This window comes from Mitsuaria chitosanitabida ATCC BAA-476 = NBRC 102408, from assembly GCF_001598255.1.
Lineage (GTDB): Bacteria > Pseudomonadota > Gammaproteobacteria > Burkholderiales > Burkholderiaceae_C > Roseateles > Roseateles chitosanitabidus.
This window is the reverse complement of sequence record NZ_BCYP01000006.1, coordinates 1-24,895: the sequence shown is the minus strand read 5'-3', so window position 1 is coordinate 24,895 and position 24,895 is coordinate 1. Positions and strand designations below refer to the sequence as shown.

Annotated in this window: 22 protein-coding genes; 17 read left to right on the top strand and 5 right to left on the bottom strand. The window is 70.2% G+C overall.

Annotated elements, in window-relative coordinates; genetic code table 11:
• Positions 1 to 2 precede the first annotated feature (2 nt).
• The 3 genes from MCHT01_RS03070 to MCHT01_RS03060 form a co-directional block, all read right to left on the bottom strand.
• Complete coding sequence (locus tag MCHT01_RS03070) at positions 3 to 947, bottom strand: branched-chain amino acid ABC transporter permease (protein ID WP_245643158.1); 945 nt, start codon at positions 945 to 947, stop codon at positions 3 to 5.
• Positions 948 to 1,144: 197 nt separating this feature from the next.
• Positions 1,145 to 2,335 (bottom strand): branched-chain amino acid ABC transporter substrate-binding protein, encoded by a 1,191-nt coding sequence (locus MCHT01_RS03065; RefSeq protein WP_067063024.1) that lies wholly within the window; start codon positions 2,333 to 2,335, stop codon positions 1,145 to 1,147.
• A 311-nt stretch (positions 2,336 to 2,646) separates the two neighbouring features.
• The gene (locus MCHT01_RS03060) at positions 2,647 to 4,317 is read right to left on the bottom strand and encodes a 3-(methylthio)propionyl-CoA ligase (protein ID WP_067062226.1); all 1,671 of its coding nucleotides are present in this window, start codon (positions 4,315 to 4,317) and stop codon (positions 2,647 to 2,649) included.
• 374 nt (positions 4,318 to 4,691) lie between these two features.
• Between MCHT01_RS03060 and MCHT01_RS27280 the strand changes: the two genes are divergently transcribed.
• The 7 genes from MCHT01_RS27280 (at position 4,692) to MCHT01_RS03025 (ending at position 11,001) form a co-directional block, all read left to right on the top strand.
• Positions 4,692 to 6,233 (top strand): methyl-accepting chemotaxis protein, encoded by a 1,542-nt coding sequence (locus MCHT01_RS27280; protein ID WP_067062223.1) that lies wholly within the window; start codon positions 4,692 to 4,694, stop codon positions 6,231 to 6,233.
• A 163-nt stretch (positions 6,234 to 6,396) separates the two neighbouring features.
• Complete coding sequence (locus tag MCHT01_RS03050; protein WP_084451727.1) at positions 6,397 to 7,986, top strand: protein adenylyltransferase SelO; 1,590 nt, start codon at positions 6,397 to 6,399, stop codon at positions 7,984 to 7,986.
• Entirely contained in the window at positions 7,983 to 8,456 is a 474-nt protein-coding gene (gene msrB, locus MCHT01_RS03045) for a peptide-methionine (R)-S-oxide reductase MsrB (protein ID WP_084451718.1), read from the top strand. The genes MCHT01_RS03050 and msrB overlap by 4 nt, the downstream gene beginning before the upstream one ends.
• Before the next feature lie 34 nt (positions 8,457 to 8,490).
• The gene (locus MCHT01_RS03040) at positions 8,491 to 9,132 is read left to right on the top strand and encodes a septation protein A (RefSeq protein ID WP_067062220.1); all 642 of its coding nucleotides are present in this window, start codon (positions 8,491 to 8,493) and stop codon (positions 9,130 to 9,132) included.
• The gene (locus tag MCHT01_RS03035) at positions 9,129 to 9,452 is read left to right on the top strand and encodes a BolA family protein (RefSeq protein WP_084451716.1); all 324 of its coding nucleotides are present in this window, start codon (positions 9,129 to 9,131) and stop codon (positions 9,450 to 9,452) included. Before MCHT01_RS03040 ends, MCHT01_RS03035 begins: the two co-directional genes overlap by 4 nt.
• Positions 9,453 to 9,531: 79 nt before the next feature.
• Entirely contained in the window at positions 9,532 to 10,329 is a 798-nt protein-coding gene (locus MCHT01_RS03030; RefSeq protein ID WP_067062217.1) for a peptidylprolyl isomerase, read from the top strand.
• A gap of 111 nt (positions 10,330 to 10,440) precedes the next feature.
• The gene (locus tag MCHT01_RS03025; RefSeq protein WP_067062214.1) at positions 10,441 to 11,001 is read left to right on the top strand and encodes a DUF2062 domain-containing protein; all 561 of its coding nucleotides are present in this window, start codon (positions 10,441 to 10,443) and stop codon (positions 10,999 to 11,001) included.
• 88 nt (positions 11,002 to 11,089) lie between these two features.
• Here the strand turns inward: MCHT01_RS03025 and MCHT01_RS03020 are convergent, their stop codons facing one another.
• Positions 11,090 to 11,785, bottom strand: coding sequence for an ABC transporter ATP-binding protein (locus MCHT01_RS03020; RefSeq protein WP_067062212.1), 696 nt, complete (start codon positions 11,783 to 11,785; stop codon positions 11,090 to 11,092).
• Here MCHT01_RS03020 and MCHT01_RS03015 point away from each other — a divergent pair.
• The 5 genes from MCHT01_RS03015 (at position 11,784) to MCHT01_RS27095 (ending at position 17,843) form a co-directional block, all read left to right on the top strand.
• Positions 11,784 to 12,470, top strand: a complete 687-nt coding sequence (locus MCHT01_RS03015) for an arylesterase (protein WP_245643143.1) — start codon at positions 11,784 to 11,786, stop codon at positions 12,468 to 12,470. The two genes, MCHT01_RS03020 and MCHT01_RS03015, sit on opposite strands and share 2 nt — an antisense overlap.
• 235 nt (positions 12,471 to 12,705) lie before the next feature.
• Complete coding sequence (locus tag MCHT01_RS03010; protein ID WP_067062210.1) at positions 12,706 to 14,337, top strand: sulfatase-like hydrolase/transferase; 1,632 nt, start codon at positions 12,706 to 12,708, stop codon at positions 14,335 to 14,337.
• Between the two features lie 140 nt (positions 14,338 to 14,477).
• A complete protein-coding gene (locus MCHT01_RS03005; RefSeq protein ID WP_067062208.1) occupies positions 14,478 to 14,876 on the top strand; it encodes a class IIb bacteriocin, lactobin A/cerein 7B family in 399 nt (132 codons plus the stop codon).
• 352 nt (positions 14,877 to 15,228) lie between these two features.
• Positions 15,229 to 16,572: an NRAMP family divalent metal transporter gene (locus tag MCHT01_RS03000; RefSeq protein WP_245643142.1), complete on the top strand. Its 1,344-nt coding sequence runs from the start codon at positions 15,229 to 15,231 to the stop codon at positions 16,570 to 16,572.
• Between the two features lie 161 nt (positions 16,573 to 16,733).
• A complete protein-coding gene (locus MCHT01_RS27095) occupies positions 16,734 to 17,843 on the top strand; it encodes a tetratricopeptide repeat protein (RefSeq protein WP_218017851.1) in 1,110 nt (369 codons plus the stop codon).
• A gap of 22 nt (positions 17,844 to 17,865) precedes the next feature.
• On the opposite strand, the gene MCHT01_RS02990 is transcribed toward MCHT01_RS27095, so the two are convergent.
• On the bottom strand, positions 17,866 to 18,714 hold the full coding sequence (locus MCHT01_RS02990) for an IclR family transcriptional regulator (RefSeq protein WP_067062204.1): 849 nt from the start codon (positions 18,712 to 18,714) through the stop codon (positions 17,866 to 17,868).
• Between the two features lie 168 nt (positions 18,715 to 18,882).
• On the opposite strand from MCHT01_RS02990, the gene MCHT01_RS02985 reads away from it, so the two are divergent.
• From MCHT01_RS02985 to fahA, 5 genes are all read left to right on the top strand, one after another.
• The gene (locus MCHT01_RS02985; RefSeq protein WP_067062202.1) at positions 18,883 to 19,845 is read left to right on the top strand and encodes an MBL fold metallo-hydrolase; all 963 of its coding nucleotides are present in this window, start codon (positions 18,883 to 18,885) and stop codon (positions 19,843 to 19,845) included.
• A 3-nt stretch (positions 19,846 to 19,848) separates the two neighbouring features.
• Positions 19,849 to 21,513 (top strand): FAD-dependent oxidoreductase, encoded by a 1,665-nt coding sequence (locus MCHT01_RS02980; RefSeq protein ID WP_067062199.1) that lies wholly within the window; start codon positions 19,849 to 19,851, stop codon positions 21,511 to 21,513.
• Positions 21,504 to 21,821, top strand: coding sequence for a DUF2783 domain-containing protein (locus MCHT01_RS27925; protein WP_084451712.1), 318 nt, complete (start codon positions 21,504 to 21,506; stop codon positions 21,819 to 21,821). Before MCHT01_RS02980 ends, MCHT01_RS27925 begins: the two co-directional genes overlap by 10 nt.
• Positions 21,818 to 23,170 carry a homogentisate 1,2-dioxygenase gene (gene hmgA, locus MCHT01_RS02970; RefSeq protein WP_067062197.1) on the top strand — a complete coding sequence of 451 codons (1,353 nt, stop codon included), beginning with the start codon at positions 21,818 to 21,820 and terminating at the stop codon, positions 23,168 to 23,170. Before MCHT01_RS27925 ends, hmgA begins: the two co-directional genes overlap by 4 nt.
• 237 nt (positions 23,171 to 23,407) lie before the next feature.
• On the top strand, positions 23,408 to 24,730 hold the full coding sequence (fahA, locus tag MCHT01_RS02965) for a fumarylacetoacetase (RefSeq protein ID WP_174549032.1): 1,323 nt from the start codon (positions 23,408 to 23,410) through the stop codon (positions 24,728 to 24,730).
• Positions 24,731 to 24,895 lie beyond the last annotated feature (165 nt).

Below are 24,895 nucleotides of genomic sequence, written 5' to 3'. Positions count from 1 at the left end.
GTTCAGCCCTCCCGCGTGCCGAGCAGGCCCTTGGGCCGGAAGATCAGGATCAGGACCATCAGCAGATACGGAAGGATGGGCGCGACCTGCGCGAGCGTGAGCTTGAGCAGCGGGTAGCCGAAGGTGTCGGGACCGAGCTTGAAGGCCTGCGCCAGCGACACGTCGACGGTCAGCGGCAGGGTCTGCAGCAGGCCGATGACGATGGACGCGACGAAGGCCCCGGCCAGCGAGCCGATGCCGCCGACCACGACCACCACGAAGATGATGGAGCCGACGATCACCGCCATCGCGGGCTCGGTGACGAAGGTGATGCCGCCGATGACGCCTGCGAGCGCCGCCAGCGCGCAGCCGCTGCCGAAGACCAGCATCAGCACGCGCGGGACGTTGTGGCCCAGGGCCTCGACCATCTCCGGATGCGTCAGCGCCGCCTGGATGACCAGGCCGATGCGCGTGCGGGTGAGCAGCAGCCACAGCGCCAGCAGCATGCCCAGCGCGACCAGCATCATGAAGGCGCGCGTCAGCGGGAACTTGGAGCAGCTGGCCACCGCGCAGACCGCGGTGGAGGCGTCGCCCCACACCAGCTGCAGCGCCTGGCCCGGCGCATGCACCAGGGTGAAGGCCGCGCCCTGCAGCGAGGCCGGCGGCGGGAACGGGACCGCGGTGCGGCCCCAGACCAGCTGGACCAGCTCGAGCACGACGTAGGACAGGCCGAAGGTGATGAGCAGCTCCGGGACGTGGCCGAACTTGTGGACGCGCCGCAGCGCGCCCCGCTCGAACAGCGCCCCGCAGCCGCCCACCAGCAGCGGCGCGAGGATCAGCGCGGGCCAGAACCCGACCCACCCCGCCAGCGTGTACGCGAAGTACGCGCCCAGCATGTAGAAGCTCGCATGCGCGAAGTTCAGCACGCCCATCATGCTGAAGATCAGCGTCAGCCCGGAGCTGAGCATGAACAGCAGCAGGCCGGACGACAGGCCGTTCAGCAGGTTGATCAGTATCTGTTCCAAAACATCATCCTCTCTCTACACGAGCCGGGTTGGCGTGGATCCCGTCGCGAGCGGGCCGAGGTCGGGCCGAAGCGCGGAGCCGTACTCCCGTACGGCGAGCACTGCAGGCCCGAGATCGGTCTGCGCAGCAGGGAGACGCGTCAACCCGGACGCTTCATCTGGCAGCTCGTGGGCGTGCTCGAGACGTAGGCGTCATAGGTCTTCACGGGGGCGAAGTTATAGCCCGTGTTCTCGACGTTGTAGGGGTGCTTGGCGTCAACCTTCTCCCAGCGCGAGATGTAGATCGGCTGCTGCAGCTGGTGGTCGGTCTTGCGCATCTCGACGTCGCCGTTGAAGGACTTGAACTTCAGCCCTTCCAGCACCGCCGCGACCTTCACCGGATCGGTGCTCTTGGCCTTGGCCATCGCGGTGGACAGCGCGTTGTAGATGTGGATCACCGAGCCGGTGTAGAAGTCGTCGTTGAACTTGGCCTTGAACTCGTTGGCCCACTGGTCCATCTGACCGCCCATGTTGTTGTAGTTGTAGGCCGCCTGGTAGACGCGGCCGGCGCCCGCCGCGCCCATGGCCGTCGGCGTGCCGGTGACGCCGGCGTAGTAGGTGTAGAACTTGCCGTTGTAGCCGGCCTCGGAGGCCGCCTTCACCAGCAGCGCCAGGTCCGAGCCCCAGTTCCCCGTGATCACCGTGTCGGCGCCGCTGGCCTTGATCTTGGCCACGTAGGGCGCGAAATCGCGCACCTGCGCCAGCGGGTGCAGGTCCTCGCCGACGATCTGCACGTCGGGCCGCTTCTTGGCCAGGCCTTCCTTGGCGTACTTGGCGACCTGATGGCCGTGCGCGTAGTTCTGGTTGAGCAGGTAGACCTTCTTGACGTCCGGCTGGTCCTTCAGGAAGGTGGTGATCGCCTCCATCTTCATGGACGTGTCCGCGTCGAAGCGGAAGTGCCAGTAGCTGCACTTGCTGTTGGTCAGGTCCGGGTCCACGGCCGAGTGGTTCAGGTAGATCACTTCCTTGCCGGGGTTGCGCTCGTTGTGCTTGTTCACCGCGTCGATGATGGCCAGCGCCGCGCCCGAGCCGTTGCCCTGCGTCACGTAGCGCACGCCCTGGTCGATGGCCGACTTCAGCGCGTTGAGCGACTCGGCCGGGCTGAGCTTGTTGTCGATCGCGATGACCTCGAACTTCACGCCGGCCGGGTTGTTGGCGTTGAACTTCTCGGCGAAGAACTGGAAGGACTTCACCTGGTTCTGCCCCACCGGGGCCATCAGGCCGGACAGCGGATCGATCCAGGCGATCTTGACCGTCTCGCCCTTCTGCGCATACGCGCCGGTGGCCGCCATCACGGCGAACGCGGCGACGGCCAGCGGCCGGGCCAGGGAGGGAATCGAACGCGTGCTGTGCTTGCTCATGCTTGTCTCCTGATGTGGTTGTGTGTGCGATGCAAGGCGATTCAAAGCGACGTACTGCGATGGACTGCGGCGACGGACTGCGGCGATGCGCGATCAAGGGAAATCGGGGGCGGGTCTCCTGTGGGGGTGCCCGGCGCGGCGGCCTCATCGCCGCGCGGTGCACCCGGATCTCTGACGGAAGCGGTCGGCGGCGGCCGGCCGCGGCAGCGACGCGCCCGGCGCGGCCGGGCCCGTCGCCGGGCTCAGCAGCCCGGCAGCTTGTGGGACTTGAACTGCTCGCGCAGCTTGAGCTTGAGCATCTTCCCGGTGGCGGTGTGCGGAATCTCGTCGACGAAGACGACGTCGTCCGGCACCTGCCACTTGGCGATGCGGCCCTCGTAGAAACCGATCAGGTCCTCGCGGGTCAGCGCCGCGCCGGCCTCGCCGGGCTTGCGCACCACCACCAGCAGCGGGCGCTCGTCCCACTTCGGGTGCGCGACCGCGATCACCGCCGCCTCGTGCACGGCGGGGTGCGCCATGGCGATGTTCTCGAGGTCGATGGAGCTGATCCACTCGCCGCCGGACTTGATGACGTCCTTGCTGCGGTCGGTGATCTGCATGAAGCCGTCGGCGTCGATGGCGGCCACGTCCCCGGTCGGGAACCACTCGCCCATGTCGCGGCCGTCCGCGCCCGTCACCCGCATCAGCGGCGATCCGGCGTGGCCGAAGTAGCTGTTGATCACCCAGGGCCCGCGCACGACCAGGTTGCCCGAGCTCTCGCCATCCCAGGGCAGCGCGCGGCCGCTGTCGTCGACGACGGCCATGTCCACGCCGTAGATGGCCTTGCCCTGCTTCTCCAGCAGGCGGCGCTGCTGCTCGACGGGCAGCTCCAGCTGGCGGCTGCTGAGCCGCGACAGCGTGCCCAGCGGCGACATCTCGGTCATGCCCCAGGCGTGGATCACGTCCACGCCGTAGTCGTCCATCAGCGTGCGCAGCATCGCCGGCGGGCAGGCCGAGCCGCCGATCACCGTGCGCTTGAAGGTCGAGAACTTCAGCTGGTTGGCGCCGACGTAGTTCAGCAGGCCCAGCCACACGGTGGGCACGCCGGCGCTGAAGGTGACCTTCTCCGTCTCGAAGAGCTCGTAGAGCGACTTCCCGTCCAGATGCGGTCCGGGGAACACCAGCTTGCAGCCCACCAGCGCGGTGCTGTAGGGCAGGCCCCAGGCGTTGACGTGGAACATGGGGACCACGGGCAGGATCACATCGCGGCGCGAGGCCGACATCGCGTCCGGCAGCGCCGCGCCGTAGGCGTGCAGCACCGAGCTGCGGTGGCTGTACACCGCGCCCTTGGGGTGGCCGGTCGTGCCGCTGGTGTAGCAGATGGACGAGGCGGTGTTCTCGTCGAACTCGGGCCAGACGTAGTGCCCGTCCTCGGCGTCGACCAGGTCGTCGTAGCAGCGCAGGCTCGGGATGGCGGACTCGGCCGGCATGTGCGCGCGGTCCGTCATCAGGATGAAGTGCCGGATGTGCGGCAGCTGCGCGTGGATCTTCTCGACCAGCGGCAGGAAGGTCAGGTCGAAGCAGAGGGCGCGGTCCTCGGCGTCGTTGGCGATCCAGGCGATCTGCTCGGGGAACAGGCGCGGGTTGATGGTGTGGCAGACCAGTCCGGAGCCGGAGGTCCCGTAATAGATCTCCAGGTGGCGGTAGCCGTTCCAGGCCAGCGTGCCGACGCGCTCCCCGGCCGCCAGGCCCAATCGCGCGAAGGCCTGCGCCAGCTGGCGGGAGCGCTTCTCGACGGCGGCCCATGTCGTGCGGTGCAGGTCGCCCTCGACCCGCTTGCTGACGATCTCCGTATCCCCGGCGTGCCGCGCCGCGTGCGTGATCAGCGAGGAGATCAGCAGCGGCATCGACATCATCTGGCCCATCAGTGCCATTCGTGTCTCCTGGATTGGGTCCGGTGCCTCGCCGCGTCCGGTGCCGACAGATGGCGGATCCGGAAGCTCGCGGGCGCCGTGTCTCGGTCTTTCGGGGCAGTCTATCGACCGGCCCCCGCGCCTGGCGTCACCCTAGTGACGCGGCCGCGCTTCTGGCATAGGGGATTACACGGGCGGTACAACCCCAGGCTCCAGCCTGGTGCACGCGCGGCCGAAGTCACGGAATGGCCGGGATCGCGTGGCCATCGGCCCTTCCGGGGATCAACCCCGGATTGGCAAGCCGCGCGCGGGATGCGAGATTCCATGCGACCCCGGATCGGAAAACCCGAACCCACGACAACAACGCCGCGCCAGGGCGGCAAAGGAGACATCGAATGCGTTTGAAGGACCTCCCGCTCGCGAGCAAGCTCTACGGGGCCATGGGCCTGTTGATCCTCGCGATGCTGGTGATCGGCGGCGGCACGCTGGTCCGCAACGAACAGATCATCAGCCAGGCCACGGCCTCCATCAACGACGCGCAGGACATCATCCGCAAGTCCGTCCAGTGGCAGGGCATGACGCAGACCGCGGTGGCGCGCAGCATGGCCAGCGCGATCAGCTCGGACCCGGCGGTGGGTGAGCTGTTCAAGGAGAACATCGCCAACGACGCGCCCGAGGTGGCCAAGCTGCGCGAGGGCATCGCCAAGCAGGCCGAGCGGCCCGAGGACAAGGCCAAGCTCAAGGAGATCGTCGGCCTGGGCCAGACCCTGCTGGCCGCCAGCAAGAAGGCGCGCGACGCCGGCGAGGCGGGCGACTGGACCGCCACCAGCCGCATCGTCAAGAGCGAGTACGTGCCCTCGGTCAAGGCCTACCTGGACGCGATCGGCCAGTTCGTCGTGATGCAGGAGCAGCGCGCCGACGCGGCCCGCCAGGCCTCGCTGGACGCGCGCGCCGCGCTGCGCTGGCAGGCGGGCTTCGCCGCGCTGGTGATCGCCGGGCTGGGCATCGCCACCGCCTGGCTGCTCAGCCGCGCGATCGCGCTGCCGATGGCGCAGGCGGTGCAGGTGGCGGAGGCGGTCGCCGCGGGCGACCTGCGCTCCGACATCGACCAGGACGCGCGCGATGAGACCGGGCAGCTGCTGACCGCGCTCAAGCGCATGAACGAGAGCCTCATGCGCATCGTCGGCCAGGTCCGCCAGAGCAGCGACTCCATCGCCACCGGCACGGGCGAGATCGCCAGCGGCAACGCCGACCTGTCGCAGCGCACCGAGCAGCAGGCCGCCAACTTGCAGCAGACGGCCGCCTCGATGGAGGAGCTGACCGCCACCGTCAAGCAGAACGCCGACATCGCGCGCACGGCGACGCAGCTGGCGCAGTCGGCCTCGGAGGTCGCGGTCAGCGGCGGTCAGGCGGTGCAGGAGGTCGTGGCGGTGATGCGCCAGATCGACGAGAGCTCGCGCCGCATCAACGACATCATCGGCACCATCGACGGCATCGCCTTCCAGACCAACATCCTGGCGCTGAACGCGGCGGTCGAGGCCGCCCGCGCCGGCGAACAGGGGCGCGGCTTCGCGGTCGTCGCGAGCGAGGTGCGGGCGCTGGCCCAGCGCAGCGCCGCGGCGGCCAAGGAGATCAAGTCGCTGATCGGGGACAGCGGCGCCAAGGTCGAGACCGGCTCGCGCCTGGCCGGCAGCGCCGGCGAGACCATGGGGCAGATCGTCGAGCAGGTGCGGCGCGTGTCGGATCTGATCTCCGAGATCAGCGCCGCCAGCGCCGAGCAGAGCCAAGGCATCGACCAGATCGGCGACGCGATCAGCCAGCTCGACCAGGTCACGCAGCAGAACGCCGCGCTGGTCGAGGAATCGGCCGCCGCCGCCGAGAGCCTCAAGCACCAGGCCGCGCAGCTGAACCAGGCGGTGGCGGTGTTCCGGCTGTAGACCGCTTCCGGCGCGGATCGGCGAGTGGCGTCGGCGCGGCCGCGCGACGGCCGCGGCGGGCGCCCGGCGCACTCGCCAAGGACCGGCGCAGCCGTGGGCGCGCCGCGCCGCCGAGAGCCTCGGCTCCCTCCAGGGAAAAGGGGCGCTGGCTACACTGCCCGCCATGACTTTCCCCGAGACGACCGCCCTGCCCTCGCCCGTGCTGGCCGAGGGCTTCGAGGGCGCCGAGCCGGCCCGCTGGACCAACCGCTTCGCGACGCTCGGTCCCCAGTTCTTCACCGAGCTGCCCGGCACCGGCCTGCCCGAGCCGCACTGGATCGCCACCAGCCCCGACTGCGCCGCCACCCTCGGCTGGCCCGCCGACTGGTGGACCCGGCCCGGCGCGCTCGAGGTCTTCAGCGGCAACGCCCATCTGCCCGGCATGCGCCCGCTGGCCACCGTCTACAGCGGCCACCAGTTCGGCGTCTGGGCCGGTCAGCTCGGCGACGGCCGCGCGCTGATGCTCGGCGGCATCGACACGCCGGACGGCCACTTCGAGCTGCAGCTCAAGGGCGCCGGCCTGACGCCCTACTCCCGTCGCGGGGACGGCCGCGCGGTGCTGCGCTCCTCGATCCGCGAGTTCCTCTGCTCCGAGGCCATGGCGGCGCTGGGCATCCCGACCACGCGCGCGCTCGCGCTCACCGGCTCGGCCCGGCTCAAGGTCCAGCGCGAGACCGTGGAGACCGGCGCCATCGTCACGCGCGTGGCGCCCAGCTTCCTGCGCTTCGGCCACTTCGAGCACTTCACCCATCACGGCATGGAAGCGCAGACGCGGGAGCTGTTCGACCACTTCGTCCGCCACCACGCGCCCGAATGCGCCGACGCGCCGAACCCGGTGACGGCGGTGCTGGCCAAGGTCGCGGCGCAGACCGCCGACATGGTCGCGCAGTGGCAGGCCGTCGGCTTCATGCATGGCGTGATGAACACCGACAACATGTCGATGCTGGGCCTGACCATCGACTACGGCCCCTTCGGCTTCATGGACGGCTTCGACCCGGGCCATGTCTGCAACCACTCGGACCATCAGGGCCGCTACGCCTTCGCCCGCCAGCCGCAGGTGGCGTTCTGGAACCTGCACGCGCTGGCGCAGGCGCTGCTGCCGCTGATGCCCGGCGTCGAGGACGACCAGGACGCCGCCGGCGATGAACTGATCGCCGCGCTGGACATCTACCGCGAGCGCTTCGGCAACGCGCTGCTGGGCGCCATGCGCGCCAAGCTGGGCCTGAGCGCCGAGGTCGACGAGCGCGGCGAGGACGGTCCGCTGATCGACGACTGGCTGCGGCTGCTCGCCGCGCACCACACCGACTACACGATCGCGCACCGCCGCCTGGCGGCCTTCGACGAGTCGCGCGCGCCCGACGCCGCGGACGCGCCCGGCAACGCCGCGCTGCGGGACCTGTTCCTGGACCGGGCCGCCTTCGACGCCTGGGCGCTGCGCTACGCCGCGCGCTTGAAGCTGGAGCCGGCGGCCGCATCTGCGAGCCCTTCGACACCGTCGACCCGCGCCGAGCGGATGAACGCGGTCAATCCGGCGGTGGTGCTGCGCAACCACCTCGCCGAGACCGCCATCCGCCAGGCCGAGGCCGGCGACTTCAGCGAAGTGCGCCGGCTGCTGGAGGTGCTGCGCCGTCCCTACGACGCGCCCGCGCAGGCGTCCGACGCCGGCTTCCCGCCCGACTGGGCCAACGACCTGGAGGTTTCCTGTTCATCATGAGCCGCTACGACAAGTTCATCCAAGACGCCACCGACCAGGACCGCGATCGCGACACCGAGTACCCGGTCAAGAAGACCGACGCCCAGTGGCGTGAGCAGCTGGATCCGATGCAGTACCAGGTCGCCCGCCACGCCGCCACCGAGCGCGCCTTCACCGGCAAGTACTGGGACCACTGGGAAGCCGGGCGCTACAACTGCGTCGGCTGCGGCACGCCGCTGTTCCAGGCCGACACCAAGTTCGACGCCGGCTGCGGCTGGCCCAGCTACTACGAGCCGATCAACGCCGAGGTGGTGGAGCGCGTCGTCGACTCGACCCACGGCATGGTGCGGGTCGAGGTGCGCTGCAACAACTGCGGCACCCACCTGGGCCACGTCTTTCCCGACGGCCCGGACCCGACGGGCGAGCGCTTCTGCATCAATTCGGCCGCGATAGACTTCGAGCCCTCCTCCTCAAAGTCCCAGAAGCCCTGAGCGCCACGAGCGCCTCGGGCGCTCGTCCCCCCGCATGAAGCTGTTGCTCGACTTTCTCCCGCTCCTCCTGTTCTTCGTCACGTTCAAGTACGCGGACGGACAACCCGAGGCGGCGGCGGTCTTCGCCACCGAGCATCTGGGCTTCCTGGTCTCCGGCGGCAAGGTCGGCCCGACCGAGGCGCCCGTGCTCCTGGCCACGGTCACGGTGATGCTGGTCACCATCGCCCAGGTGCTGTTCCTGAAGCTGCGCGGCCGCAAGGTCGACCTGATGCTGTGGGTCAGCCTGGCGCTGATCGTGGTGCTGGGCGGCGCGACCGTCTACTTCCACAGCGAGACCTTCATCAAGTGGAAGCCGACGATGCTCTACTGGGCGTTCTCGGCGGCCTTCCTCGTCAGCCACCTCCTGCGCCGCAACCTGCTGCGCCAGGTGCTGAAGAACGAGGTGGACCTGCCCGATCCGGTCTGGGCGCGGCTGAACTGGGCCTGGACCCTGTTCTTCGCGGCGATGGGGTTTGCCAATCTTTACGTCGCTTACTCGTACAGCACCGAGGCCTGGGCCAACTTCAAGGTCTTCGGGTCGACCGGCCTGATGGTCCTGTTCACGCTCGGCCAAGGGGTTTACATGAGCCGCCACCTCCCTCAGGAGGAGGCCCCCGCCGAGGAACGCAAGCCATGAGCGACACCCCGAACGCCACGCCCAAGCCGGCCGCGAAACTGAATCCCGCGGCGACGCCGTCGGTCGAGATCGAGGCCCGTCTGCGGGCCGCGCTTGCCCCGGTGTCGTTAAGCCTGCGTGACGACAGCGCGCACCATGCGGGCCATTCCGGCGCCCGCGAGGGGGGGCACTATTACCTCGAAATCGTGAGCTCGCGCTTTGCCGGTTTACCCAGGGTTTCGCGGCATCGGCTCGTATATGATGCCCTCGCCGATCTGATGCAGAAGGGCATTCACGCGCTGGCCATCGATGCTCGCGCGCCCGACGAACAGCAGAAATAAGGTTCAAGCAGCGCCGTCCATCGGCGCTTTGTTTTGGAGCGTACGACGCTCGCCCGGGAGTCTGAAAGGCCCTTTATCCATGAAGAAGTTTGTGCTCGCCGCCACCGTGGCGGCCATCGGCGCCCTGTCGCTGCCGGCCATGGCCCAGAACATCGCCATCGTGAACGGCAAGCCGGTTCCGAAGGCGCGCGCCGACGTGCTGATCGCCCAGATCACCAAGCAAGGCCAGCCTCGCAGCCCCGAGATGGAAGCCAAGGTCAAGGATGAAGTCGTCCTGCGCGAGATCTTCCTGCAGGAAGCCGAGAAGCGCGGCCTGAACAAGACCGACGACTACAAGAACCAGATGGAACTGGCCCGCCAGTCCCTGCTGATCCGCGAGCTCTTCGCCGACTACGTCAAGAAGAACCCGGTCACCGAAGCCGAAGCCAAGGCCGAGTACGACAAGTTCAAGGCGCAAGCCAGCGGCACCGAGTACCACGCGCGTCACATCCTGGTCGAGAAGGAAGACGACGCCAAGGCGCTGATCAAGCAGCTGAACGGCGGCGCGAAGTTCGAGGACGTCGCGACGAAGAACTCCAAGGACACCGGTTCCGCCCAGAACGGCGGCGACCTGGGCTGGTCCGGTCCGGACGCCTACGTGCCCGAGTTCAGCGCCGCGATGGCCAAGCTCAAGGCCGGCGAGATGACGCAGGAGCCGGTGAAGTCGCAGTTCGGCTATCACATCATCAAGCTGGAAGAGACGCGTCAGGCGCAGTTCCCGGCCTTCGACGACGTGAAGGCGCAGATCATGCAGCGCCTGGGCCAGCAGAAGGTCGGCGAGTTCCAGGAGGAACTGCGCACCAAGGCCAAGACCGACTACAAGTTCTCCGCGAACTGATCGTCTGAACGTCCTGAACAGCTCTTCGGTTTTTCAGGATCTCCCAGGCCCGCGCCGCTGGAAACAGCCGCGCGGGCTTGTCGTTTCTGCCTCCGTGCCCAGATTGGACCCATGACGGCTTCCCGAATCGCCCGCCGCCTGCTGCCCTCGCCCGAGACGCTGGAACAGACCCGCGGTCTGAAGTGGCTGGGCCAGTACCTGCGCGACCGCCCCTGGCTGTGGGTGGCGCACCGCCGTCGCGTCGCGCTGGGCGCGGCACTGGGCCTGGCGGTGGGCGTGATCCCGCTGCCCACGCAGATGCTGATGGCCGCGGCGGTGGCGATCCTGTTCCGCGCCAACGTGGCCGCGGCGATCGCGGCGACCTGGCTGACCAATCCGCTGACGCTGGTCCCGATCTGGGGGCTGGCGATCTTCCTGGGCCGTCAGGTGCTGGGCGTGCACGGGCCGATCTCGGCCCCGAAGGAACTGGCCCTGGACTGGGCCGATCCCGGCATCTGGTGGCACGCGATCAGCCAATGGCTGTCGGAGCTGGGAACGCCGCTGCTGGTGGGCCTGCCCTGCGCGGGCGTGGTGCTGGGCGCGACGCTCTACGTCGTCGTCTACGTCGGCTGGTGGGGCGTGATCCGCTACGAGCGTCGACGCCGTCTGCGCGAGCGCGAGCTGCGCGTCTGAGGACGCGGGGGCGACGCGCCTCCCGCGCCGGCCACGGCCGTGGCCACGCCTCGATGCCAAGCCAGCGTGGCGCCGGCGCTGGTCGGACTCAGGCCGGCAGATCCGCCATCGTGATGTCCTGCAGATGGCCGGCCGAGATCTTCAGCTGGCGCTCGCAGCGGGCCGCGATGGTGTTGTCGTGGGTGACCATGACCAGCGTGGTCCCGAGCTCCCGGTTGAGCTCGAACATCAGACCCATCACCTGCTCCCCGGTCGCGTAATCGAGCGATCCGGTGGGCTCGTCCGCCAGCAGCAGCGCGGGCTGCTGCACGAAGGCGCGGGCCAGCGCGACGCGCTGCTGCTCGCCGCCGCTGAGCACGCGCGGGTAATGCGACAGCCGCTGCCCCAGTCCGACCCGCTCCAGCATCTGCTTGGCCTGCGCGCGGGCGTCGCGCTCGCCGCGCAGCTCCAGCGGCAGCATGACGTTCTCGAGCGCGGTCAGGTGCGCGAGCAGCTGGAAGCTCTGGAAGACGAAGCCCAGGTGCTCGCCGCGCAGCGCGGCGCGGCCGTCCTCGTCGAGCGCGAACATGTCCTGGCCGCGCAGCCGCACGGTGCCTTGCGAGGGCGTGTCCAGGCCCGCGAGGATGGAGAGCAGCGTGCTCTTGCCCGAGCCCGAGGCGCCGACGATGGCGACGGACTCCCTGGCCTGCAGCTGGAAATTGATGTCATGCAGAATGGTCAGCAGCCCGTCGGCGTCCTGCACCGACTTGCTCACATGATCGACTTCGAGGATGTTCTGAACCATGAATCAACCGCAGATGCGCCGCCGTGAATGGATGCTGCACTGTAGCGCCTGTGCCTTGGCCCTCGGGGTGGCGGGAGTCACGACGGCACCTGTCGCGGCGCAAGGCCGCACCGAAGCGAAGACCGCCGGCGCGCGCCGCATCCTGGTGCTGGGCGACAGCCTCTCGGCCGAGTACGGCCTGGCCCGCGGCAGCGGCTGGGTGGCGCTGATGGACGAGCGGCTCAAGGCGCAGAAGCTGGGCGCCGAGGTGATCAACGCCAGCATCAGCGGCGACACGACCTCGGGCGGCCGCTCGCGCCTGCCCGCGCTGCTCCAGCAGCATCGCCCGACCCACCTGATCATCGAGCTCGGCGGCAACGACGCGCTGCGCGGCCTGCCGCTGAAGATGACGCGGGAGAACCTCAAGGCCATGGTGCAGGCGGGCAAGGACGCCGGCGCCAAGGTGATGCTGGTGGGCATGCAGATCCCGCCCAACATGGGCGCGGCCTACGGGCGCGATTTCGAGGGCAGCTTCAAGACGGTCGCGCAGGAGGAGAAGGTGCCGCTGCAGCCCTTCCTGCTCGCGGGCGTGGCGGACCGGCCGGACGCGGCCGACTGGTTCCAGGGCGACCGCATCCACCCGCTGGCCAAGGCGCACCCGCTGATGCTGGACAACGTGTGGAAGGTGCTGCGGCCGATGCTGTGATCGGCAACGGCGCCGGCGGCCGTGGGCGACCCGCCCCGTCGCCGGCACGACGGTCGACCGGCCGGGCCGATGGCCCCTCGCGCCGGCATCGAGCCGGCCCTGCCATCGGAAAACCTGAAGCGGCGCGCTGGCGTTTGCGACGCCCGCGATCGCGACGGCTCCCTAGACTCGCGCATCCCGAACCGGGCGCGCGCGGCATCGCCGGCGCCCGCCGCTCCGACCGCCGCGACCGCCGATGTCCCCTTCTCTTCTCCTGCGCCGGGCCTTGCCGCCCTGGCTCGCGTTCGCGCTGCTGGCCACCGCCTGCGTGACGGCGGTGATCCTCGGTCACGACGGCCGCCGCGCGGCCCAGGTCGCGATGCTCGCCCTGCCCCTGCTGCTCTGGCTGTGCTGGCCCGTCGAGCGCCCCCGCTGGCGGCGCGTGCGCGCCGTCGCGGTGTCGGCCGGGATCGCGCTCTTCCTGGTCGACGGCGCGGTGCGGGCGTGGCTCGCCTCGCAGTACCAGGCGACGCCGGACAGCTCGCTGGTCCTCGCCGCCGCGGCCAACACCACCTCGCGCGAGATCGCCGAGTACCTCTCCTCGCAGGCGCCCGCGATGGCGCTGGCACTGGGGCTGCTGCTCGCCGGCCTGACGCTGACGGTCCTCGCGGTGCACGCGGCCACGCGCGGATCGGCGACCTTGTCCCGCCCGGGGCGCATCGCCATCGTGGCCTTGCTCGCGCTGTGCGCCGTCGGCTACCTGAGCAAGCCCTGGCGGCGTCATCACCCGCTGGTCTTCTGGCCCGCCTGGACGCAGGAGGTCGCCGAGCTGCGCCACGCCTGGTCCGACCAGCAGGGCCAGCGCGACCAGCTGATGCGCAACGCCCGCGCCGCGTCCCCGACGGTGACCGCGGCGGGCCCGTCGACGGTCGTGCTCGTGCTGACCGACAGCGTCAACCGCGACAACATGAGCCTCTACGGCTACACGCGCTCGACGACACCGCAGCTCGCGGCGCTCGCGCGCGAGGAGTCGGGCCGGCTGCTCACGCTGCGCCACGCGTGGTCGGTGGAGGCGGGCACGCTGGCCTCGCTCAGCGGTCTGTTCAGCTTCGGCGAGCGCGACGAGGACGATCCCGCCGGCCGCGCGCAGCACCTGCTCGCGCTCGCCCGCAGTGCCGGCTACAGGATCTGGTGGATGAGCAACCACGACGACGTCGCGGTCGACCAGCAGCACGCGCGCCTGGCCGACGAGGTCGAGATGATCAACCGGCAGCCGGGTCGCTCGTCGGCCTCGCTGGACGGGGAACTGCTGGACTGCCTGGAGGAGGCGCTGGTCGATCCCGCGCCACGCAAGCTGGTGGTGGTGCACCTGCTGGGCGCGCATCCGCATTACCGGCTGCGCATGCCGGCCGGCGACAACCCGTTCGACGACGATTCCGACGCGGTCGACAAGGGCATGATCCGCGCCGGCCATCCGCTGTGGCTGCGCGAATCCCGCCAGGACTACGACGCGGCGATCCGCTATCACGACGGCGTCGTCGCCGAGACGCTGCGGCTCACCCGCCAGCACGCGCCGGACGGGGGGCGCGGCGCGTGGATGTTCCTTTCCGATCACGGCCAGGAGGTCGGCCACAGCATCGCGCACGCGGGGCACAGCCCGGGCACGGCCGCGGGCTACCGCATCCCGACACTGATGTGGCGCACGGGCGCGGCCTTCGACGCGACGACGGCCCAGCGGCCCTTCCGCGCCGACTGGGCCGCCTGGACGCTCGCCGACCTGCTCCAGCTGCGCTGGACCGGCATGCACGACGAGCGCAATGTGCTCGATCCCCGCTATGCCTGGGAAGCCCCGCGGCTGAAGGCGCCGGTGGCGAGGTTCGATCAGTAGGGGCTGCTCGCGCTGCGGTCAAGGGCCACCCGGCCGTCGACGTCTGACTGCTACGTGTATTTGCGCCTCAGTTTCCAGTCACCCTTGACGTTGCTCTGCGCAAACTTTGGGAATGGTTGCCGCCTTCGAGCTTGAAGACGATGGGCACCTCCGAATTCACCAGCGAGCTGGCCACGCCCCGTATGCCTCGTGACCACGGAGGTCCCTTCATCCACTTCATTCCAAAGGTGAATCACATGATGCAAACGCTGACGACGCAGGAGATTGAACAGGTCCAGGGAGGCTTCGGCCCCGTCACCGCGATCGCGGGCGGAGTGCTCGGGGCAGCGAGCGCCGGTGCCGGCGCCTGGGCCACGGGTCAGAGCACGGGTCAGATCATCAGTGCCACCCTTGTCGGGGGGCTCCTGGGTGGCTTCATGGGTGCAACGCGGGGCATGGTGGGCATCGCCGGCATCGTGCGCGGCATCCACGTCGGCGCGATCACGGCGGCCGCGTCCATGGCAGGCGGCATCCCGCGCCGAACCCACGTCCAGCAGTGACTTGCCCCGCATTCGATGAAGCCCTCATCCTGGTCGTGGATGCTTGGTCTCACCATGGGACTGAACGCCGCCTTAACCCGATGGCTGTGGCCAGAACCCGAAAAGTGTCTGTTCCTGAATGTCCTGCAGGGCCTCGGGAGCTCGGCACTCATCCTAGGCTGCAGTGGGTTGGTCTTCGGGGTGCTTGAGCGCTGTGCCTCGCGCGGGGAAGCGCGAAGGTTGCGGGACTGAACACCCGACGACGGAACGCCCGCTCACGCGGGCGTTCCCGCTTCGATGCAGTTTCAGGCACCGCGCTTGCCCTCCCCATCACCAACGACGCGATCAGGGCATGACGGGATCCTCACCTCGCTTGAACACCCTCGACACGACCGATGCGCCGGGCGACGCCCGCGATGCCGACGGTCACCGCCCGGCCCATGAGGACGGGGATCGCCTCGCCGACCGCTGGTGGACAAAGCTCGGCCCCGGACTGATCACCGGCGCGGCCGACGACGATCCCAGCGGCATCGCGACCTACTCGCAGGCCGGCGCGCAGTACGGCTACGCCGTCGGCTGGACCCTCCTCGTCACCTTCCCGCTGATGGTCGGCATCCAGCTCGCCAGCGCGCGCATCGGTCGCATCACCGGCAAGGGCCTCACCGAGACCTTCGCCAAACTCTGCCCGCGCTGGCTGGTCATCGGCTTGGTCGCGCTGCTGGTCGTTGCCAACGTGATCAACCTGGGCGCCGACCTCAGCGCCATGGGTGACGCGATGCGACTGGTCTTCGGCGGCCACGCGGGCCTCTACCTCGTCGCGATGGCGGGCGTCTCCCTGCTGCTCCAGATCTGGCTGCCCTACGCGAGCTACGTGCGCGTGCTCAAGTGGCTGACGTTGACGCTGCTCGCCTACGTCGGCGTGGGTTTCGCCGCGCGGGCGGACTGGGCGCTCGCGCTCAGGTCGCTGGTGCTGCCGTCCATGCGCTGGGACCGCGAGTACGCGACGACCGTGGTCGCGATCCTCGGCACGACCATCAGTCCCTACCTCTTCTTCTGGCAGGCCAACCAGGAGGCCGAGGAGATCCGCCGCATCGCCGCGGACAAGCCGCTGGCCTGCGCCCCCGAGCAGGCCGCGGCGCAGTTCCGGCGTCTGCGCGCCGACACGCTGATCGGCATGGGCTTCTCCAACACCATCGCGTTCTTCATGATCGTGGCGACCGCCGCCGCGCTGCACGCGCATGGGGTGCGCGACATCGAGACCACTGCCCAGGCCGCCCAGGCGCTGCGGCCGATCGCGGGCGACCTCGCGTTCGCGCTCTTCGCCGCGGGCATCGTCGGGACGGGCCTGCTCGCCTTGCCGGTGCTGGCGGGGTCGGCCGCCTACGCGGTCGCCACGCTGGCGGGGGTGCGACGCGGCCTCGACCGACCGCCGCAGGGCGCCAAGGCCTTCTACGCGATCCTCAGCGGCGCCATGCTCATCGGGTTGGCGCTCAGCCTGTCGGGCTTCAACCCGATCAAGGCGCTGTACTGGTCGGCCGTGGTGAACGCCGTCATCTCGGTGCCGATCATGGTCGCCGTGATGATCGCGGCCTCGCATCCCAGGATCGTCGGCGAGCTGCGCATGCCGGCGATCTGGCGCGGACTCGGCTGGCTGGCCACCGCCGCGATGGCGTTCGCGACGATCGTGATGCTCGCGCTGCAGGTCCTCCACCGTTGATGCACCGTTGACGCACCGGTGACGCGCCGGGCGCGTCCGCCCCTCGCCGGAACCCCTCACGCCCGCCGCCGCCGAGGCGCCCATCCCGCCCCTCCGTCCCGAGGGACATCCACTCGCCCATCCCCTTCGGCACGACGGGCGCGCCTCGATAGACTGGCCCGATGACCACCGCCAAGCCCCCCCTGCCCGCGCCGCTGCACGATGCCTGGACCTTGCGCGTCGACGAAGTGTGGCGCCGCGCCGCCGACCTCGCCGGCGAGCAGCTCGTCGCCGAGATCGACGCCCTCGCCGCCGAGCGCCCCGCCACGGACGCGCGCGCGCTGTTCGAGCGCGCGTGCGCCCGCGACACCGCCGGTCTCGAATCCGACGCCGAACCGCTCTATCGCGCCGCGCTGGAGAGCGGCCGGCTCGATCCCTACCGCCGCACGCGGGCGGTGATCCAGCTGGGCAGCACGCTGCGCTGGCTGGACCGGCTGGACGAGAGCGAGGCCCTGCTGGTGGGCGAGCTCGCCCACCACGTGCAGCCGGGCAACGACCGCCCCTTGCACGACGAGGCCCGCGCGATCCTGGCGCTGACCTATGCCGCGCAGGGCCGCGAGCGGGAAGCCGCCGGCCTGGCGCTCGCGACGCTGGCTCCGCGGCTGTCGCGCTACAACCGGTCGATGCTGGCCTGCGCGAAGCAGCTGGCGGACGAGGTGTGGGAGCTGGACGCGCCCCCGCGTCCGAGCTTCCAACCGCTGTACGAAGGGGATTTCGTCTTCCGCCCCTATCGAGCCGAGGACCTGCCCGAGTTCGTCGAAGCGGCCCGAGAGTCAGCCGACACGGTCGGGCGATGGCTGGGCTTCGCGCACCCGGCCTATTCCCTCGAGGAAGGCGCCGAGTGGTTCGCGCGCACCGCGCAGAACCTGGCCGCGGGCACGGCCTATGAGCTTGGGATCTTCGAGCGCGACACCGGCCGCTTCGTCGGTGGCTGCGGGCTGAACCACTTCAACGTCGTGCACCCGCTGTGCAACCTGGGCTACTGGGTCCGGCGGTCCTGCGAGGGCCGCGGCATCGCCTCGGCGGCCGTGCGGGCGCTGAGCCGCTATGCCTTCGGCACGCTGCAGATCCAGCGCGTGGAGATCCTGGTGTCGGTCGGCAACGACCCCAGCCAGGCGGTCGCCCGCCGCGTCGGCGCGCTGTACGAAGGCGTGCTGCGCAACCGTCTGCGCGTCAACGGCCAGGTGGGCGACGCGCACATGTTCTCGCTGGTGCCGGAGAACGCGGGCTGAGCGGACCCGCTCGCGGCGGCCCTCAGGTCGGCACGACCCCGCCGATCTCCCGCATCAGCGCGGAAGCCGCGGTGGTCAGCGCGCGCGACACCTCGCCCTCCCATGACGCGTCGAACGCGCCCGACGGACCGATCGCCGTCAGCGCGAGCACCATCTGCCCTTCGCTGTCGAAAACGGGAACGGCGAAGGCGCTGACGCCTTCGACGATGCCGCCGACCGAGCGGTGCAGCGCGCGCCCGCGGATCTCCGCCAGGGTGCGCGAGAACGCCGTCCACGCCGGCACGGTCTGCGGCTTGTCGTGCTTGCCGACCCGTGCGAGGTCCAGCGGACCGTGCTGGCGCGCATCGGCCAGCATCGCCTTGATCTCGGCCACCGGACGATAGGCCGCGAACAGCGGGCCGGAGGCCGTGTCCGACAGCGACACCACGGTGCCGTGCCGCATCGTCACGTGGACCGCCGCCGGCGACGCGGCCGTGCGGACGATGGTCGCGCCCTGCGAGCCCCACACCGCGATCGCCACGGTGTGGCCGATCTCCTGCGCCAGGTCCTCCAGCCGCGCCGTCGCCAGCCGGATCGGATCGATCTGCCGCATGCCGATCAGACCCATCTCCATCGCCAAGGGCCCCAGCCCGTAATAGCCGGTCGCGGGGTCCTGGCTCATCAGGCCGAGCTTGCAGAAGCTCACGAGGTAGGGATGCGCCCTGGCGGGCGTCATGTCCGCGGCTTGCGACAGCGTCTTCAAGGGCATCGGCTGCCCCCGCGCGGCCGCGGCCTTGAGCAGCCGGCCGCCCACCTCGATGCTCTGGATGCCGCGGCGCTCGTCGGCGTCGTCGCGGTCATCTCGGTCGGCGGTGGTGTCTTCGGCGCTCATGGTTGTTGCGGTGTCGTGGGGGGCGCAGTATCGGCGGGACGGAAGACCCTCACCCCCGCCGACACGAATTCGTCATTGTTGAACAGATTCGTCGACCCGGCTATATTCGCGATCAACAAACGCATTCCGCTTTGCTGAATGCACGACAACACCCCGCCAGGAGACACGATGACCCAGCCGACCAAGCAGTTCGCCAGCCATGCCGACGTCGAGGAGAAGCAAGTCTCCTTCGTCAAGCTCAGCGACAACGCCTACGCCTACACCGCCGAGGGCGACCCCAACACCGGCATCGTCATCGGCGACGACGCGGTCATGGTCATCGACACCCAGGCCACGCCCGTGATGGCGCAGGACGTGATCCGCCGCATCCGCGAGGTCACCGACAAGCCCATCAAGTACGTCGTGCTGAGCCACTACCACGCGGTCCGCGTGCTGGGCGCCTCGGCCTACCAGCCCGAGCACGTCATCGCCAGCCGCGACACCTACGACCTGATCGTCGAGCGCGGCGAGCAGGACAAGGCCAGCGAGATCGGCCGCTTCCCGCGCCTGTTCCGCAACGTCGAGTCGGTGCCCGCCGGTCTGACCTGGCCCACCCTCACCTTCCAGGGATCGATGAGCCTGTGGCTGGGCCAGCTGGAAGTGCAGCTGATCCAGCTGGGCCGCGGCCACACCAAGGGCGACACCGTTGTCTGGCTGCCGGAGCAGAAGATCCTCTTCTCCGGCGACCTGGTCGAGTTCGACGCCACGCCCTATGCGGGCGACGCCTACTTCACCGACTGGCCGCAGACGCTGGACAACATCGCCGCGCTGAAGCCGGCCGCGCTGGTCCCCGGCCGCGGCGCCGCGCTGACCACGCCCGAGTCCGTCGCCCAGGGCCTGGCGGGCACGCGTTCGTTCATCGCCGACCTGCACGCCTCGGTGAAGGCCGGCGTCGCCGCGGGCAAGGACCTGAACGCCGTCTACAAGGACACCTTCGCGACGATGAAGCAGAAGTACGGGCACTGGGTCATCTTCGACCACTGCATGCCCTTCGACGTGACCCGCTGCTACGACGAGGTCACGCAATTCCGCGACCCGCGCATCTGGACGGCGGAGCGCGATCAGGAGATGTGGAACACGCTCGAGGGCTGAGCCATGGCCGACGTCGACTATCAGCGCGTCGTCTATCCCCATCGCCGCAGCACCGATCAGGACGCCCATGCGCGCGGCGAGACCGCGCGTCATCCGGTGGTCGTCGTCGGCGCAGGCCCGGTGGGACTGTGCGCCGCCATCGACCTCGCGCTGCAGGGCGTGCCCGTCGTGCTGCTGAACGACGACGGCCGGCTCTCGGTGGGATCGCGCGCGCTGTGCTTCTCCAAGCGCACGCTGGAGATCCTCGATCGACTGGGCTGCGGGCAGCGGCTGGTCGACAAGGGCGTGTCCTGGGGCGTGGGCCGCGTGTTCTTCCGCGACGAGCAGGTCTACCAGTTCGACCTGCTCGGCGAGACCGGCCATCAGCGCCCGGCCTTCGTCAACCTGCAGCAGTACTACGTCGAGGGCTTCCTCGTCGAACGTGCGCTCGAGCTGCCGCTCGTCGACCTGCGCTGGCATCAGCGCGTGATCGGCCTCGCGCAGCGGGGCGATCACGTCGCGCTCGAGATCGAGACGCCGGACGGCCCCTACACCCTGCTCGCCGATCACGTCGTCGCCTGCGACGGTTCGCGATCGACGCTGCGCCGGCTGGTCGGGCAGGAGAGCCACGGGCGGACCTTCAAGGATCGCTTCCTCATCGCCGACGTGCGCATGAGCGCGCCCTTCCCCGCCGAGCGCTGGTTCTGGTTCGACCCGCCCTTCCACCCGGGCCAGAGCGTGCTGCTGCATCGCCAGCCCGACGGCGTCTGGCGCATCGACTTCCAGCTCGGCTGGGACGCCGATCCCGAGCTCGAGAAGCAACCCGACCGCATCCTGCCGCGCGTGCGCACGCTGATGCGCGAGGCCTCGATCGCCGCCGGCGGCGACGGTGCCGTGCCCGACATCGAGCTGGTCTGGGCCAGCGTCTACACCTTCGCCTGCATGCGCATGGACAGCTTCCGCCACGGGCGGGTGCTCTTCGCGGGCGACGCGGCGCATGGCGTGTCCCCGTTCGGTGCGCGCGGGGCCAACTCGGGCATCCAGGACGCGGACAACCTGGCGTGGAAGCTCGCAGCGGTCGTGCAGGGCCGCGCGCCGGACGCGCTGCTCGACAGCTACGCGCGCGAGCGCGAGATCGCCGCGGACGAGAACATCCTGAACTCCACGCGCTCGACCGACTTCATCACGCCCAAGAGCGAGATCAGCCGCGTCTTCCGCGACGCGACGCTGACGCTCGCCCGGGACTTCGACTTCGCGCGGCGGCTGGTCAACAGCGGCCGGCTGTCGGTGCCGACGACGAAGTACGGCGCCGTCGCGAGCGACGCGCCGCTGCGCATCGACGGACGCGACGACTGGCTGCTGCGGCAGATGCGGCCGGGCCGCTTCACGGCCCTGGTCTTTGGCGATGGCGAAGCAGCTGTCGGTGCTGGTTCCGGTGCTGACGCGGGTGCCGGCATCGCGCACGACATCCTGGCCTCCAGCGACGAGCTGAAGGTCCTCGTCATCGACGAGGCCAGCGATCCGCAGGGACTCGCACGGCGGCGCTACGACGCGATGCCCGGCACGGTGGTCCTCCTGCGCCCCGACCAGCACGTCTGCGCCCGCTGGTCCCACGGGCCGGCGGCGGGTGAACTCGCCGCCGCCATGCGACGCGCCCTGAACCATGAGGAGGCCATCGCATGCCCCTGATCACCGCACCGAATCTCGACGCCGGTGACGACTTCTACGAAGCGCTGCTGGCCGCGCATCACGGCCTGGACGCCGACGCCAGCGCCGCCTTCAACGCGCGGCTCATCCTGCTGATGGCCAATCACATCGGCCGGCAGGACGTGCTGCTGGACGCGCTGGCCGCCGCGTCGCGCGCCAGTCCCGGCGCCCATCGGATCACGCAGCCGGACGCGGCGCCGGACGCCGGCGCCGCGGCGCTCGCCGGCGCGGACCTGTCCCTTTCCATCGCCCCGACCCCGGGCTCCGCTTCCCCACGAGGACAAGCATGAACGCTCCAGACATCCACCACGCGCCCGACGCGACCGCCGGCGCCACCTCGCCCTCGGCGCTCCGCTACCAGAGCGGCTTCGGCAACCAGTTCGAGACCGAGGCTGTCCCCGGCGCGTTGCCGCAGGGCCGCAACAGCCCACAGCGCGCGCCGATGGACCTCTACCCGGAGCTGCTCTCCGGCAGCGCCTTCACCGCGCCGCGCGTCGAGAACCGCCGTACCTGGCTGTACCGCCGCCAGCCCTCGGTGGTGACCGGCGCCTTCCACGCCTACGAGCAGCCCTACTGGACCAGCGGCGCCGCCGGCGGTGTCGCGGCACCGCCCGACCCGCTGCGCTGGCATCCCTTCCCGATGGCCGACGAGGCGCGCCCGCTGGACTTCGTCGACAGCCTCAAGACGCTGGTCAGCAACGGCGATCCCGACGCGCAGACCGGCATGGCCTCGCTGGTCTACGCCTTCAACCGCCCGATGACCCGCCGCGCGCTGATGAACGCCGACGGCGAGATGCTGCTGGTGCCGCAGCAGGGCGGCCTGCGCGTCACCACCGAGATGGGCCAGCTCGACGTCGTCCCCGGCGAGATCGCGCTGATCCCGCGCGGCGTCACCTTCCGCGTCGACGCCCACGACGGCGCCGCGCGCGGCTATGTCTGCGAGAACTACGGTGCCGCCTTCCGCCTGCCGGAGCTGGGCCCGATCGGCTCCAACGGCCTGGCCAATCCGCGCGACTTCCTCGCCCCGGTCGCCGCGCACGAACCCGACGGCGCCCCTTACGAGCTCATCCGCAAGACCGGCGGCGCGCTGTGGCGCAACGAGCAGGCGGTCACGCCCTTCAACGTCGTGGCCTGGCACGGCAACCTGACGCCGCTGAAGTACGACACCAAGCACTTCATGACGATCGGCTCGATCAGCTTCGACCATCCGGATCCGTCGATCTTCACCGTGCTGACCTCGCCCAGCGACACGCCCGGGACGGCCAACTGCGACTTCGTGATCTTCCCGCCGCGCTGGCTGGTGCAGGAGGACACCTTCCGTCCGCCCTGGTACCACCGCAACGTGATGAGCGAATTCATGGGCCTGATCTACGGCCAGTACGACGCCAAGCCCGAGGGCTTCCGTCCCGGCGGCGCCAGCCTGCACAACTGCCTGGTGCCGCACGGCCCCGACGCCGACGCCTTCGAGGCCGCCAGCAGCCGCGCGCTGACGCCGCAGAAGCTGGACCACACGCTGGCCTTCATGTTCGAGAGCCGCTGGCGCTTCCGCCCCTCCGAGTGGGCGCTGCGCGGTGGCGCGCTGGACACGAACTACGCCGCCTGCTGGGGGGCGCTGAAGGACAAGTTCAAGCCGGCCTGATTCCCCTTCCCGACCTCGCGGGCGCCACCGCCACGGAGCAACGCCAGAACGCGCGAGCCGCACGGCCGCACCTCTGGCGCTCACACGGCGCTCGCACGATCCACGACACTCGTCCCACCTCGACCGCGGGCGCCACCGTACGCTCCCTCGACCGGCAGCCGTGGCGGCCCCTCACCGGGCCGTTTCCCGGAGCGCCGATCGCCGCCCGCCGTCCTCATCGCCACGATGGACACCACCATGACCGACCTCGATCACACCCACGACCCGGCGCTGCGCAGCTGGGTGGACTCCGCCAACACGCCGGAGACCGACTTCCCGATCCAGAACCTGCCGCTGGGCATGTTCCGGCGCGCCGGCTCGACCGGCGCCTTCCGCCCCGGCACGGCCATCGGCGACCAGGTCCTGGACCTGATCGCGGCCGCCGAGCTGGGCGTGCTGTCCGAGGGCCTGGGCGCGGTGCTGCGCACCTGCGAGGGCCTGGGGCTGAACCCGCTGATGGCCGTCGGTCCGGCGCTGCGCCAGCAGCTGCGCCATGAGCTGGTCGCGGCGCTGAACGCCGACGCCGGCCCCGTGCAGTCGAAGACGCTGGCCGACGCGCTGGTGCCGGCCGCGGACGTCGAGCTCACCCTGCCCTGCCGCATCGGCGACTACACCGACTTCTACGCCGGCATCCATCACGCGACGACGGTGGGCAAGCTGTTCCGCCCGGACAACCCGCTGCTGCCCAACTACAAGTGGGTGCCCATCGGCTATCACGGCCGCGTGTCCTCGATCGGCGTGAGCGGCCAGACCTTCCGCCGCCCGGTCGGCCAGACCAAGGCGCCGGACGCCGAGGTGCCGAGCGTCGGCCCGATCAAGCGCCTGGACTACGAGCTGGAGGTCGGCGCGCTGGTCGGCACCGGCAACGAGCAGGGCCATCCGATCGCGATCGCGGAGGCCGAGCGGCACCTGTTCGGACTCGTGCTGCTGAACGACTGGTCGGCGCGCGACATCCAGGCCTGGGAGTACCAGCCGCTGGGACCCTTCCTGTCCAAGAGCTTCGCGACGACGCTGTCGCCGTGGGTGGTCACGATGGAAGCGCTGGCGCCCTTCCGCCGCGCGTTCACGCGGCCCGAGGGCGACCCGCAGCCGCTGCCCTATCTGGACGGCGCGGCCAATCGCGAGCGCGGCGCCTTCGGCATCCGATTGGAGGTCCACCTGCAGACGCGCGCGATGCGCGATGCGGGCGTGGCGCCGGTCAAGCTGATGGAGTCGGAGTTCGCCGATGCCTACTGGACGGTGGCGCAGATGCTCACGCACCACGCGAGCAACGGCTGCAACCTGCAACCGGGCGACCTGTTCGGCTCGGGCACCATGTCCGGCCGCGAAGCGTCGCAAGGGGGCTCGCTGCTGGAGCTGACGCAAGGCGGCAAGCAGCCGATCACCCTGCCCAACGGAGAGCAGCGCACCTTCCTGCAGGACGGCGACAGCGTCGCGCTGGTCGGCCGCTGCGAGACGGCGGGCCGCCGCGCGATCGGCTTCGGCGCCTGCATCGGCACGGTGCTGCCCGCGGTCGCCTGACCGTCCCGCCCCTCCGCGGACGGACTCCCTCTCCCGCTTACGGTCGAGAGCCGGAGTAAAGGTCGTTGAAGTCAGCGAGCCTGGATTCCCCCTCTCCCGCTTGCGGGAGAGGGCTGGGGTGAGGGTCTTCGGGCTCGTCCGATTGCCGCTCCCGGCCTGCCACGG

What these genes read in the sequence shown, in the direction of transcription:
- MCHT01_RS03040 (WP_067062220.1), top strand. Translation starts at nt 8,491, where the DNA reads ATGAAGCTGTTGCTCGACTTTCTCCCGCTCCTCCTGTTCTTCGTCACG.
- msrB (WP_084451718.1), top strand. Translation starts at nt 7,983, where the DNA reads ATGAGCCGCTACGACAAGTTCATCCAAGACGCCACCGACCAGGACCGC.
- MCHT01_RS02985 (WP_067062202.1), top strand. Translation starts at nt 18,883, where the DNA reads ATGACCCAGCCGACCAAGCAGTTCGCCAGCCATGCCGACGTCGAGGAG.
- MCHT01_RS03015 (WP_245643143.1), top strand. Translation starts at nt 11,784, where the DNA reads ATGAATCAACCGCAGATGCGCCGCCGTGAATGGATGCTGCACTGTAGC.
- MCHT01_RS02980 (WP_067062199.1), top strand. Translation starts at nt 19,849, where the DNA reads ATGGCCGACGTCGACTATCAGCGCGTCGTCTATCCCCATCGCCGCAGC.
- MCHT01_RS03005 (WP_067062208.1), top strand. Translation starts at nt 14,478, where the DNA reads ATGGGCACCTCCGAATTCACCAGCGAGCTGGCCACGCCCCGTATGCCT.
- MCHT01_RS02990 (WP_067062204.1), bottom strand. Translation starts at nt 18,714, where the DNA reads ATGAGCGCCGAAGACACCACCGCCGACCGAGATGACCGCGACGACGCC.
- MCHT01_RS03030 (WP_067062217.1), top strand. Translation starts at nt 9,532, where the DNA reads ATGAAGAAGTTTGTGCTCGCCGCCACCGTGGCGGCCATCGGCGCCCTG.
- MCHT01_RS03065 (WP_067063024.1), bottom strand. Translation starts at nt 2,335, where the DNA reads ATGGCGGCCACCGGCGCGTATGCGCAGAAGGGCGAGACGGTCAAGATC.
- MCHT01_RS03070 (WP_245643158.1), bottom strand. Translation starts at nt 947, where the DNA reads ATGCTCAGCTCCGGGCTGACGCTGATCTTCAGCATGATGGGCGTGCTG.
- MCHT01_RS03020 (WP_067062212.1), bottom strand. Translation starts at nt 11,785, where the DNA reads ATGGTTCAGAACATCCTCGAAGTCGATCATGTGAGCAAGTCGGTGCAG.
- hmgA (WP_067062197.1), top strand. Translation starts at nt 21,818, where the DNA reads ATGAACGCTCCAGACATCCACCACGCGCCCGACGCGACCGCCGGCGCC.
- MCHT01_RS03050 (WP_084451727.1), top strand. Translation starts at nt 6,397, where the DNA reads ATGACTTTCCCCGAGACGACCGCCCTGCCCTCGCCCGTGCTGGCCGAG.
- fahA (WP_174549032.1), top strand. Translation starts at nt 23,408, where the DNA reads ATGACCGACCTCGATCACACCCACGACCCGGCGCTGCGCAGCTGGGTG.
- MCHT01_RS27280 (WP_067062223.1), top strand. Translation starts at nt 4,692, where the DNA reads ATGCGTTTGAAGGACCTCCCGCTCGCGAGCAAGCTCTACGGGGCCATG.
- MCHT01_RS03035 (WP_084451716.1), top strand. Translation starts at nt 9,129, where the DNA reads ATGAGCGACACCCCGAACGCCACGCCCAAGCCGGCCGCGAAACTGAAT.
- MCHT01_RS03060 (WP_067062226.1), bottom strand. Translation starts at nt 4,317, where the DNA reads ATGGCACTGATGGGCCAGATGATGTCGATGCCGCTGCTGATCTCCTCG.
- MCHT01_RS03010 (WP_067062210.1), top strand. Translation starts at nt 12,706, where the DNA reads ATGTCCCCTTCTCTTCTCCTGCGCCGGGCCTTGCCGCCCTGGCTCGCG.
- MCHT01_RS03025 (WP_067062214.1), top strand. Translation starts at nt 10,441, where the DNA reads ATGACGGCTTCCCGAATCGCCCGCCGCCTGCTGCCCTCGCCCGAGACG.
- MCHT01_RS27925 (WP_084451712.1), top strand. Translation starts at nt 21,504, where the DNA reads ATGCCCCTGATCACCGCACCGAATCTCGACGCCGGTGACGACTTCTAC.
- MCHT01_RS27095 (WP_218017851.1), top strand. Translation starts at nt 16,734, where the DNA reads ATGACCACCGCCAAGCCCCCCCTGCCCGCGCCGCTGCACGATGCCTGG.